Origin of the sequence: Tuberibacillus calidus DSM 17572 (assembly GCF_000430685.1) — a bacterium.
GTDB lineage: Bacteria > Bacillota > Bacilli > Bacillales > Sporolactobacillaceae > Tuberibacillus > Tuberibacillus calidus.
Genome location: NZ_AUMM01000017.1, coordinates 31,488 through 43,876 on the forward strand (window position 1 = coordinate 31,488; position 12,389 = coordinate 43,876).

A 12,389-nucleotide genomic window follows, 5' to 3' on the forward strand; every position below is an offset into this window, starting at 1 on the left:
GATACAGGGTTATTTTTGGGACTCAAGCTAACAATTTTGTCCCTAACTTGTACTCTAACGCATCTTTTTAGGCACGCGAATCCAGACGCGATCTTGGTTCGCGCAAGTCGGGAATTCTTCGCCAGCTTTTAAATCCAAAATAGCGGGCGTTTCCACGCTATTCCCCGTTTCACCGATTTCCATATACAAACCGTCATTCGGGACTTTGTCACCAGGATGAAAACGCGTTTGTTCTCCCATACTCATACACCCCTTTCGCACAATCTTAGTTTGCGCGAAAAGGGGTGAATCATAACTCATCTTACAATGCGGTTTCCGCTAATTTCACATCGGGATTTTTCTGCTGGAACCAATTTAAGGCAAATTCATTTTCAAAAAGGATAACCGGGCGTTCTTTAGTATCAAATACGACCAAATTCGTCGTGCTTCTTAAGGCATCCCGCGGAATCTCGTTGTCGACGAGCCACCGGGCAAGTCTGAACGACAGCGGTTGAAAGTCCAAGGCCACATTGTATTCGCCTTCCATGCGGTAAATGAACACATCGAATTGGAGCTGGCCGACAACGCCTAAAATGTACTCTTCGAAGTGTTCTGTTTTATAAATTTGGATGGCCCCTTCCTGCGCCAACTGCGTCATGCCTTTAAGGAAATGCTTTTGTTTCAGCGCTGTTTTCGGCCGGACTTTCGCAAAATGTTCGGGTGGGAACGTCGGAAGTTTTCCGAAGTTAAACGTATTTTTCGTCGCGCAAAGCGTATCGCCAATTTGGTAAATCCCAGGGTCATAAATGCCGATGATGTCCCCAGCGTAGGCTTCCTCAATCATTTCCCTGCTGTCCGCAAAAAATTGCTGCGGCTGTGATAATTTAACGGATTTACCCGTGCGGTCAAGCCACGTTTCCAGGCCTTTTTCAAATTTTCCCGAACAGATGCGGATAAAAGCGACACGATCCCGATGCGCCGGGTTCATGTTCGCTTGGATTTTAAAAACAAAACCGGAGAAGTCAGGATCTGTCGGCTGAACCGACCCATTACTTGTTTCTCTTCCGGCGGGCGGAGGCGCCAATTCCAAGAAATGTTCCAGAAAAGAGGGCACGCCAAAACTTGAGATGGCACTCCCGAAAAAGACGGGTGTCTGTTTTCCCGCTTTGACAGCTTCTAGATCAAACGGGTTGCCGGCTTCTTCAATTAACAATAAATCTTCTTCCAATTGGTTAATCGTTCCTTCATCAGCAAAACCTGAAAGGACGTCACGCAATTCATCAAGGTTTGCGGCGGGAATTCGCGATTGCGCTTTTTTATCGTCATAAAGTTCGACTTCTTTATTAAATCGGTCGTAAACACCTCGGAACGTCTGCCCCATGCCGATGGGATAATTGACAGGGCTTGACTCAATGCCAAGGACGTCTTCAATTTCCTCAAAAAGCTCCAGGGGTTCTTTGCCTTGGCGGTCCAATTTATTAATAAAAGTAAAGATCGGAATGCCGCGGTCCCGGCAAACTTTAAATAATTTGATGGTTTGCGGTTCGACCCCTTTAGCCGCATCGAGAATCATGACGACACTGTCGACCGCCATCAACGTCCGGTATGTGTCTTCGCTAAAATCTTGGTGCCCCGGCGTATCCAAAATATTGATTTTATAATTCTTATATTCAAACTGCATCACACTCGACGTGACGGAAATACCTCTTTGTTTTTCAAGTTCCATCCAGTCAGAGGTAGCAAATTTTTCGGCTTTCCTTGATTTAACGGCTCCGGCAGTGCGGATCGCGCCACCGAGAAGCAAAAGTTTCTCTGTTAATGTCGTTTTTCCGGCATCAGGGTGAGAGATAATCGCAAATGTCCTGCGCCGGTTGACTTCGTGTAGAAGATTCTCCATTCTATATTTCCTTCCTGTAACCCATTGCATTAAAAGTCATTCATGAAAAAAGATAGCACACGGGGCTTCTAAAGTAAACCAAAGGAGCAAAGGGTTGGTGAGTTTCGGCAACGTAATACGTTTCAGAGAACGAACTTCCCAAAACGTAACGCTTTTTCATCAAACGGGAATTGGTTTACCCTTTAGTAGGTCATCCAGGCTGATTGCGTATCATTTCAGCGACCCAATGCGAGTAAAATGATACGCTTTTTCGGATTGCGTATTATTTCGGCGGGTGAACAGGCTCAAAATGTAACGCTTTTTCATCAAACGGGTATTGGTTTACCATTTAGTAGGCGACCGTGGCCGATTGCATATCATTTCATCGGCCCAATGCGAGTAAAATGATACGCTTATTCGGATTGCGTATTATTTCGGCGAGCGGATCGGCATAAAATGATATGCTTTTTGCTCAAACAGGTGCTTTTTTGCCATTTATTAGGTGATCGATGCCGATTGCATATCATTACAGCAGCCAAAAGCGGATAAAATGATATGCTTTTTCGGATTGGGTATTATTTCGGCGAGCGGATCGGCATAAAATGATATGCTTTTTGCTCAAGCAGGTACAATTTTACCATTTATTAGGTGATTTTTGCCGATTGCCTATCATTTCAGCGACCCAATGCGAGTAAAATGATACGCTTTTTCGGATTGCGTATTATTTCGGCGGGTGAATCGCTCCCAAATGTAACGCTTTTATCCAATAGCCGTTTTAATAAAATGATCCGTGGTCCAATTGTGAACCGTTACCCTTATGCTGTCCTGATCACTTCTTACCAGTATGAAAAATACCACAGTTTAACATCACTGTGGCAGATCTATTTATAATTTTACTAATACTTGGAGAGACCAACCGAAAGCGGCCCCTCGATCTTATATTTCATTGACCAAAGCCATGACGTCTTTTTTTACAGCCGTGAGTTTTTCCTCGGCTTCATGCATGGACGTCCCTTTAACGCCGAAGTAAAATTTAATTTTCGGTTCGGTTCCGGATGGCCGCAGGCAAAACCATGTGCCGTCATTGAGAATATATTTGAGAACATTGGACGACGGCAAGGCGATGGCTTCCATCGTATCGGATTGGCGGACGTGGCGGACACCGGAGCGATAATCTTCCACGATGGCGACTTCTGTACCGGCCACGGCTTCCGGGGCATGCGACCGGAACGTATCCATGATCGTTTTTATTTTTTCGGCTCCTTGAATGCCTTTCAGCGTTAAAGATTGAAGTCCTTCCATGTAATAGCCGTACGTCTTATAAATATCGAGCAGCGCTTCATACAAGGTTTTCCCTTGACGTTTATAATATAGAGCGGCTTCTGCGGCGAGGAGACAGGCTTGAACCGCATCTTTATCTCGTACAAAGTCACCGATTAAATAACCGTAGCTTTCCTCATATCCGAACAAAAAGGTATGGGATTGCGCTTTTTCGTATTCGTGGATTTTCTCCCCGATAAACTTGAAACCGGTCAGCGTATCGACGGTGGGAAGGTTAAAGCTCGCGGCAATGGCGCGGCCAATTTCGGATGTCACGATTGTCTTTAACACGATGCCGTTTTCCGGAAGTTGATTTTTTTCACGTTTCTGGGTTAAAAGATAATGAAGCAAAATAGCCCCAGTTTGGTTGCCTGTTAATACAATATACTTTCCTTCGCTATTTTTTACAGCCACACCGACGCGGTCGGCATCGGGGTCGGTTCCGAGCAGCAGGTCGGCATTGATTTCAGTGCCGTATTTTATTGCCAGTTCAAACGCCTCATGTTCTTCAGGGTTCGGAAGCTTCACCGTTGAAAAATTGGGATCGGGCTCGGCTTGCTCTTTAACAACCGTCACATTATGAAACCCCCAGTTTGAAAAACCGTCCATGACCGGCTTGTACGCCGTGCCGTGAAGGGGGGTGAACACGATTTTAAGATCAGAACCTGATTGTTGAATCATGTCGGGATTAACCGAGATGCTTTTTAGTTTATCCTGATAAGCTCGGTCAATATCTTCTCCGACCATAACGAGCAAACCTTTTGCTTTTAACGTTTCGATATCGGCGACAGGGATTTGCAGTTCATCATCCATTTGATTTACAAAACGGATGACCTCATCGGCTTCTTTTGGTGGCAGCTGTCCGCCGTCTTCGTTATACACCTTATACCCGTTATACTGAGGGGGGTTATGACTGGCGGTAATCATAATGCCCGCTTGTGCTCCGAGATGACGGACGGCAAAGGAGAGCACCGGCGTCGGGTGTAGCGATTCAAACACATACGTTTTAATGCCATGGTAACCGATCGCCCGTGCCGCTTCCATCGCAAATTCCGGGGATTGATGCCTTGAGTCATAGGAAATGACAACCCCGCGTTGCTTTGCCTCCTCCCCTTGTTGCAATATGTACTGGGCAAGCCCGGCCGACGCTTTGCGGACGGTATAGATATTCATGCGGTTTGTGCCGGGTCCGAGTTCGCCGCGCATGCCTCCTGTTCCGAATTCTAAATTTTTATAGAAACAGTCTTCTATAAGGGATGGATGTTGCTCGATCTCCCTTAGCTGTGTTTTTAACCGTTCATCTAAACCGCTGTTTTCTTTCCAACGGTGATAATTTTCTTTCCAATCCAATCCGTTCTTCTCCCTCCATTATGTCTTTACATGTATCATAACCTATTATTTCCATGATGTCATTTCCATTTGTCGAACTGTGACACTGCATTTTTAGGAGCCTTTTTATGAAAGAAAACTCGGCTCTGCGATGAAACCTTTCGGGCGAAGGTTGCCCTTGAGCTTCGCCGAAAGAATTTTAAGCTTTCTTACCAGTATCAAAAAGCTCAATCAGTTTTTCAAGGCTCGTTTCTGCAAGGCTGTTGAATTTTCGATCATAACCTTCGAATTCCAGGTTTCGGGTCACTTCATTTGGAACAACAATGCAATAAAGGCCAGCTTTTTTTGCCGCAACAGCGCCGTGATACGAATCTTCAAAGGCAATCGCTTCATTCGGCTGAACACCAAGCGCTTCGCACGCTTTAAGATATAATTCGGGATCTGGTTTAACGTTTTTAACGTCATTAGCTTGCACAAAGGCATCAAAATATTGTGCCAAACCTAATCTTTCCAGGTGATTCTTGGCCCAATGGTCCCCGGAACTCGTAGCCAAACCGATTTTTAATCCAAATCGATCGGCTGTTTCAATAATCGCTCTAATACCCGGTAAAACATCGGCTTTGTCAATGTATTCCAAAGCTAAGCGGTCGCGTTTTTTATAAAAGGCATCGCGATCAACCGCGCGCCCGGTTTGTTCTTCCAACACTTGTATTAAATCAAAGTTAGGGTCGTGTGTCCCAGCGTTATTCGCCCAAATTTCAATGGGCAATTCCGCTCCGTATTCTGCAAAAATTTCCTTAGTTGCTTTATACATGAGTGTTTCGGTATCTAAAATCAGGCCATCAAAATCAAAGACTAGTGCTTTAATCAAGTGAAGTCCCCCTCTTTGCGACATCACTTAAAAGTTTAACAAGATTAATCCCGTTTTCCAAATATGATTAACCATAAAAAAGCCATTACCCAATCTTCTTTAAACCATCCCGGTCTCCCTTCGAAACCTAACATTCATCCCATTTTGAGCTCGTTTCGGGCTAACCCAACCTAATTTTTTCCGTTTGTCCGTGGATTTCCAGATTAGAAAAAGACCTCCGCTAGGGAGGTCTTTTTCCGGTTATTGAGGTTTGGATGGTGTTGAAATGGTATTGAGGGCTTGACCCGCCTCTTCCTGTGTTTCGTTTTCGGTAGCCAAGTCGCCGAGGGACACCATACCAACCATTTGATTGTGATCCACAACCGGTAGGCGGCGAATTTGGTGCTGGGCCATAATTTGAGCGGCTTGGGCTGCATCCATATCCGGTGTACCGGTCACAAGGTTTCCGGAAGACATGCATTCGGCCACTTTCGTTTTCTCGTTACCGCCTTTTGCCGTGGAACGCAATGTAATGTCACGGTCCGTAATAATGCCCTTTAGTTGTCCGTTTTCAACAACCGGAAGCGACCCGACGTTATTTTCACTCATAAGGCGAGCGGCTTCTTCGATCGTTTGATCAGGTGATACCGAGATGACGTTTTTCGTCATGATATCGCTGAGTTTTTGTGTCATTTAAAAAAGCCCCCTTTCAAAACTTAGTTTGGCCTTTCGTCGTTCCGTCAATCGTTCCTTTTTTTGACACCTTATGCATGACATTTTTTAGCTCCTCATTCCCGTACGTAAATGACACGTAATGGCCGTCCGAATGGGCAACAATGGTCCCTAATAAATCGGTCCGATAAGTCGGTATCTTAAGATACCGTAACCGATTGATGACCGCTTTTGAAGGATAGCCGTACGGATTGCGGTTTCCAACCGAAATGACGGCAGCTTCGGGATCAACTTCTTTTAAAAACGGAAGCGTCGTCCCGCTATTAGCACCGTGATGGCCAATTTTTATAATATCGGCTTTGACGTTTACTCCTCGGTCGAGTAAAGCTGTTTCGCTCTGTTCGCCAGCGTCAGCCATCAACAGAAAAGATGTTTGTTTATAAATTAACTTCATCACATAACTATAATCATTTAATGAATCATAATGACCACGAAGCGGGGCGATGATTTTAATTTTAATCCCTGATTCAACTTCTATTTTGTCACCGGCCTTCGCTTTGAAAATCATAATGCCTTTTTTACTCACGGCCTTATGCAAATCACGAAACGCATTCGTGTAGTGATTCAAATCGGGCATATAAAAAGCTTTGACGGTAAATTCATTCATGATGCGGCTCATCCCACCGATATGATCATGATGCGGATGCGTGGCAATGAGCGCATCCAATGTCTTGATGTTTCTTACTTTCAAATACTCGACCAGTTCTTTGCTGGACTGTTCATCACCGGCATCAATCAATAAGTTTTTCCCGCGCGGCGTCTGGATGAGGATGCTGTCGGCTTGACCGACATCAATAAAATGCACATCCATTGTTTTATCCTTAGCTTCCGCCGTTAAATGGGGGCTGATGATCAACAAGCATAAGATGAAAACAATGAGCCTTTTATGCATTGTAAGTTCCTCCAAAGGCTTATTTAACCTATAGGATACCCTTGAAAAGTCTGGGTTATGAAAGCCTAAAGAAAATTCCACCAAGCTTTTCATGCGAAGGCAGAGTCTTAGCTGCACTTATCTGACTGATTTCTTAACAGTAAAATAAAAAGGGTGCTTCTTCATCGCGGAAGAGACCCTTTACAATCCATCATTCAGGTGTGGCGTTTGTCATAACCTTGACAATTGGCGGCTTTTTCTTAACCAGCGTGAGACATGGGCTTTCGATTGCTGAAGAAATGTTTCATCGCTTCATACACATCGCTTTTTTGTTTTAACACGTATTTTCGAAAATGCTCATCGTGAATTTCTTGAAACACATTCATGAGTGTTGAGCGGCGGTTATACGGGTTAATTTCACCGTAAAATAAACAACTGGAAACCTCCAGTAGATGTTTTACTAAATCCACGCAGCGTTTGTTATCCGAAGATAAATTATCACCGTCTGAAAAATGAACAGGATAAATATTATAACGTTTTGGAGAAAACTGCGACTCAACGAGCTCTAAAGCCAATCGGTAGGCCGATGAACAAATCGTGCCGCCGCTTTCACCTTTATTAAAAAATTCGTCTTCCGTGACAATCTTCGCTTCCGTGTGGTGCGCGATAAAGACGATTTCGACGGTTTCATATTTTGTTTTTAAAAACCGCGTCATCCAAAAGTAAAAACTGCGGGCGACATATTTCTCCCAAATTCCCATCGAACCGCTCGTGTCCATGAGTGCCAAGACGACTGCTTTGCTTTCACGGCGTTCTTCTTCGTCCCATGTTTTAAAGCGCAAGTCATCTTCAGTAATCGGGTTGATGCACGGTTTTCCTTTCATCGCATTCCGCTTTAAAGCAGCAAGGATGGTCTTTCGCTTATCGACATTCCCCATCAAGCCTTTTTTGCGGATATCGCGGAAATCAATGTGGTCCACAACCAAGTCGGTGTCATCTTTTTCTCGTAAATTTGGCAGTTCTAATTCCTTGAAGAACACTTCCTCAATGTCCATTAAAGATATTTCGGCTTCATAATAATCAATACCCGGTTGGTCGCCGGCATTTTGCCCTTTGCCACTTCCTTTAGCTGACTGCGGCGGTAATTTGGCAATGACGTCTCCGACTTTGGAGTTACCATTACCTTGACCGACTTGTTCACGGTCATCCAAATTATAGCGAATCTTGTATTGATCTAATGAGCGGATCGGAATCCTAGTGATACCTTTCCCATCGGTTAAAATAATGCTTTCTTCACTGATGAGGTCGGGCAAGTTTTCCTTTATCGCTTCTTTTACCTTTTCCATATGTCGGAGTTGATCTTGGTAACCTTTGCGATGTAAATCCCAATTCTCCTCAGAAATCAAATAAGACTTCAATGCTGTCATCCCCTTCCTTATCCTTGGCATTATGGATATCCAAACCTGTAAGCCGAAAACTCGTGGCGACAGCAAGCGATCGTCTAAAGCCTATCTTGCTTAAGACATCCTCTATATTCGGAAATTTAAATCGCCTTAATATTCCGTAAAGGGAGTTTATTATAGTATCTTATGCAAGCCTGAACGACTTCTTGCCAAAAATTCGCGTTTATCATCGTAGATGAAAAAACTTGGCTCTGCCAAGCCATTTAGGCGAGGGCAAAGCCTTCGTTGACCTTATGCTGGCCTGATAAGTCAAAAACTTCTTTAATCAGATTAAAAAAGCCTTTCGCATGATTAACGAAAGGCTTTCTTTACTAATGCATCATATTAAATTCCGAAAATGGCCAGTAACGCAAATCGACTTTACCGACGATCTGATTCATATCGACAAAACCGAAACGGCGGCTGTCTACACTGTTTCGGCGGTTATCACCCATGACAAAAACCTTGCCCTTAGGGACACGTTCGACACCTGTGATTTCTTTTAAGGTGAAGTTTTCCGTCAATAACCCGCTGACAAGCTGTTCTTTATAAGGTTTTAAATAAGGTTCATCGACTTTTTTACCGTTAATATATAAAACATCATTTTTGTATTCAATGCTATCTCCGGGTAAACCAATCACGCGCTTGACGTAATCGTCTGTCGGCGTAGCATGGAACACGATGATGTCAAAACGATGCGGTTTTGTGATATCGTAATCGATTTTATTGACAATTAAGCGGTTACCGTCTTGGAGAGTGGGCATCATGGACTGACCTTCAACAATATAGTTGGTAAAAATAAAACTGCGAATGACGATGGCAATGATAACTGCAATCGCCAGTGCCTTCAGCCATTCAAACGCTTCCCTCTTATCTTTTTTCAAAAGGGCCCCTCCAATCCGTTTTCATGCATCGATCGTTATGACATAACTAAATTTATCCTACCACTATTTTTGGCGCGTCACAAGAACAACTTCGGTTGCAAAACCTTTATATATTTTCCATCCTCTTAACGGTTTAACAAACTCCCGACATAATTTAGTAATTCGTTAGCAGACGTTGAATTATAACCGTACTCATCAATCAACCGGGCGATCACTTCATTGATGCGCTTTAATTGCGTTTCATCCGGGGTCTTCGTGGAGGTCGTAATTTTGACGACGTCTTTAAGGTCAGCAAAGAGTTTCTTCTGAATGGCCTCACGCAACCGTTCATGCGACTGGTAATCAAATTTCTTCCCTTTGCGGGCATAGGCCGAAATGCGGATCAAAATTTCTTCCCTAAACGCTTTTTTGGCGTTTTCGGAAATACCGATTTGCTCTTCTATGGAGCGCATCAGTTTTTCATCGGGTTCCATTTCTTCACCCGTGATCGGATCGCGAAGTTTATTTTTATTGCAGTAGGCTTCCACGTTATCAAGGTAATTATTAAGAAGCGTTTTCGCGGATTCCTCAAACGAGTAGACAAACGCTTTTTGCACCTCTTGCTTAGCAATCTCATCATACTCGCGGCGGGCAAGCGTGATAAAATTCATATATTTTTCCTTATCTTCTTGGGAAATCGATGGATGGTGGTCAAGTCCTTCTTTTAGTGATCTTAAGACGTCCAGCGCATTGATGGATGGCACGTCTTTTTTAATGATGGCAGAAGAAATGCGATTGATAACATATCTCGGATCGATGCCGGACATTCCTTCATCCTGATACTCGTTTTTCAACTCATAAAGATCAGCATCGTTGAAGCCTTCCACATTCTCCCCATCATACAGTTTCATTTTCTTGACTAAGTCAATGCCGCGCAGTTTCGAAGGCTTAAGTCGCGTGAGAATGGAAAACATCGCGGCCGTCTTTAGCGCATGGGGGGCAATGTGGACGTCAGCCATATCGCTTTGGGCGATCATCTTTTTATAAATCCGTTCTTCTTCGCTAACCTTTAAATTATATGGTATGGGCATGACGATAATCCGCGAATGAAGCGCCTCGTTTTTCTTGTTAGAAATAAATGAGCGATACTCGGCCTCGTTCGTATGCGCAATAATCATCTCAATGGATGTTATATGATTAAGTCAAAAATAATAAATAAAAAAAGCGCCCGATTTAATCAGGCGCTTTTTTGTTTTTGTTGTTTTTGCTGTTTTAATATTTCATTTTTAATCAGGAGTTTGGCAATGATTTGATTAAATTCAGTCTCGGTTATTTTATTTAAATTTTGGACTTCCGGATCATACACAACTATTCCATATTTGTTTTCAATTAAGATTTTCTCCATGATGTCATTTCCCCCTCGATATATCTCTATGTTGGAAGGGCTTGTCTTTATTTCATCTATGTAGAATTCCTGTTAAAACTATGTAAGCCCCTTAAGGTGTAATCATTATATAAAGGAAAAGTCGAAATCCAAGGGGACTTATGCAGAAAAAATTAATTTTTTTAAAAAAAATTTTCGAGGTTGATAATCGGAGTAATTGTTTCTTATAATTGAAATAAATGGAAAGCATCGTCAAGTTTCGACATTATTAGATTAATGAAATCCGGTTTCATTCGAAATCGGGTCTTTTTTCTTCCTTTTTTTGGTTCATATTCATTTTTGATTCAAAAAAATCGAATAAAAGGAATTATAGCTGTTTATTAGTAAATATTTATTAATGTGTAAGCATTTTTGTTAATTCCCGGAGGGGGGGTGTTTTTAGGAGTTGAAATTTTGTTTTTCCCCCCCTCCGGTGAATTTTAAATATAGATTCAATTTTTATAAAAAGTTGCTGTGAGTCCTATCGAATATCCGTTGTCCCTTTGTATAATAGAAGCATAAAAAATACACAGTTTTTTTATATAATCTCGCAAACCATCATGACCCTTACTGAATGTCTTTCCCCTGTTCACTCCTTGAAGACAGATGGCCGTGTGACCATCTGTTTTTCTTTCCGTTATTTAACATCGGATTTCCGGATTTCTGTATTATTATAACCCGGATTTCCGTATTTCTGGAAAAATATTACATTTTTTAACAAATTTTTGATTTTTGATGTATAACATTAATAGAGGAGGCGATCGGCATGGCGGAAAACATGCTTGTTAAAAAATTATCGGAGGTTATGAAATCCGTGAAATACATTCAAAAGAAGGGTTTCAATAACTTCCACAAATATTCGTTTGTTACTGAATCTGACGTGGTTGAAAAAATTCGGGAGGAGTTGGCAAGGCGTAACGTCATGCTGATTCCTTCGGTAAAAAAACGAGACATTCGAGAACACACAAACCAAAAAGGAAATATCGAATACATTACTACTTTAGAAGTCGAATTTACCTTCATTGATGGAGACAGCGGAGAAACCATCTCATTTACGAGCGTTGGCGAAGGCCAAGACCCTGGAGACAAGGGGCCATACAAAGCCATGACAGGCGCTCAAAAATACGCATTGATGAAAACTTTTATGCTTCCAACCGGTGATGACCCGGAAAGCGACGAAAACGTCGATAAAAGTAACGGTGACCCGCAAGAAGTTCCCGTAGCATCCGAGAAACAATTAAGGTATCTGAAACGGCTGCTCGATGAAGAAAAAAACAGAACCCAAAAAACACCAATGGAAATTGTAAACGATTTAAAGGAACGCTTTAAATTTGACGATTTAAGAACAATCAATACAAAACAAGCTTCGGACGTTATTGAATATTTAAAAGGTGGTAAAGCATCGTGAATAAGCTTGAAAAATGGGAACGTTTCTTTGATTTGAAAAAACGGTTAAAAACAAAACAGGAAGTCAGAAAAGAACTTCGCTTTAATAAGGAATTATTTGATTTAATTCGCTCGGATATGCGGTTGCTTGAAGATTACGGATACAGAATCACCTTCACGGAATTGGCTTTAATTGGTCTTATGGACCTCCTTTCGATTGACCAAAATGAAAATGGATTCTATCACCGCCGGGATAAATCAAACCTTTCCACGTTTCTCGAAAACAAAAAAAAGAAAAAGAGGGCTTAGGCCCTCTCT

The 12,389-nt window shown here is 42.5% G+C and carries 11 protein-coding genes and 1 pseudogene; 2 read left to right on the plus strand and 10 right to left on the minus strand.

Annotated features, from left to right (window positions below):
* Positions 1 to 54 precede the first annotated feature (54 nt).
* The 10 genes and pseudogenes from H532_RS0105155 to H532_RS20220 form a co-directional block, all read right to left on the minus strand.
* A complete protein-coding gene (locus tag H532_RS0105155; RefSeq protein WP_027724607.1) occupies positions 55 to 240 on the minus strand; it encodes a YjzC family protein in 186 nt (61 codons plus the stop codon).
* A gap of 61 nt (positions 241 to 301) precedes the next feature.
* On the minus strand, positions 302 to 1,876 hold the full coding sequence (locus H532_RS0105160) for a peptide chain release factor 3 (RefSeq protein ID WP_027724608.1): 1,575 nt from the start codon (positions 1,874 to 1,876) through the stop codon (positions 302 to 304).
* 915 nt (positions 1,877 to 2,791) lie between these two features.
* On the minus strand, positions 2,792 to 4,525 hold the full coding sequence (locus H532_RS0105165) for a phospho-sugar mutase (RefSeq protein ID WP_027724609.1): 1,734 nt from the start codon (positions 4,523 to 4,525) through the stop codon (positions 2,792 to 2,794).
* Between the two features lie 178 nt (positions 4,526 to 4,703).
* Complete coding sequence (locus tag H532_RS0105170) at positions 4,704 to 5,375, minus strand: HAD family hydrolase (RefSeq protein WP_027724610.1); 672 nt, start codon at positions 5,373 to 5,375, stop codon at positions 4,704 to 4,706.
* Between the two features lie 240 nt (positions 5,376 to 5,615).
* Entirely contained in the window at positions 5,616 to 6,047 is a 432-nt protein-coding gene (locus H532_RS0105175) for a CBS domain-containing protein (RefSeq protein ID WP_027724611.1), read from the minus strand.
* A gap of 16 nt (positions 6,048 to 6,063) precedes the next feature.
* Entirely contained in the window at positions 6,064 to 6,978 is a 915-nt protein-coding gene (locus tag H532_RS17915; protein WP_051263151.1) for a ComEC/Rec2 family competence protein, read from the minus strand.
* Positions 6,979 to 7,217: 239 nt separating this feature from the next.
* Positions 7,218 to 8,384 carry a sporulation protein YhbH gene (gene yhbH / locus H532_RS0105185; protein ID WP_425426230.1) on the minus strand — a complete coding sequence of 389 codons (1,167 nt, stop codon included), beginning with the start codon at positions 8,382 to 8,384 and terminating at the stop codon, positions 7,218 to 7,220.
* A 347-nt stretch (positions 8,385 to 8,731) separates the two neighbouring features.
* A complete protein-coding gene (lepB, locus tag H532_RS0105190; RefSeq protein ID WP_027724613.1) occupies positions 8,732 to 9,283 on the minus strand; it encodes a signal peptidase I in 552 nt (183 codons plus the stop codon).
* Between the two features lie 125 nt (positions 9,284 to 9,408).
* Positions 9,409 to 10,443: pseudogene (locus H532_RS17920) on the minus strand (protein prkA); the annotation flags it as partial.
* Positions 10,444 to 10,499: 56 nt separating this feature from the next.
* Entirely contained in the window at positions 10,500 to 10,667 is a 168-nt protein-coding gene (locus H532_RS20220; protein ID WP_155994973.1) for a hypothetical protein, read from the minus strand.
* A gap of 784 nt (positions 10,668 to 11,451) precedes the next feature.
* On the opposite strand from H532_RS20220, the gene H532_RS17925 reads away from it, so the two are divergent.
* Both H532_RS17925 and H532_RS0105210 read left to right on the plus strand, forming a co-directional pair.
* On the plus strand, positions 11,452 to 12,093 hold the full coding sequence (locus H532_RS17925) for an ERF family protein (protein ID WP_051263152.1): 642 nt from the start codon (positions 11,452 to 11,454) through the stop codon (positions 12,091 to 12,093).
* The gene (locus H532_RS0105210; protein WP_027724614.1) at positions 12,090 to 12,380 is read left to right on the plus strand and encodes a hypothetical protein; all 291 of its coding nucleotides are present in this window, start codon (positions 12,090 to 12,092) and stop codon (positions 12,378 to 12,380) included. The genes H532_RS17925 and H532_RS0105210 overlap by 4 nt, the downstream gene beginning before the upstream one ends.
* The last annotated feature ends 9 nt before the right edge of the window (positions 12,381 to 12,389 follow it).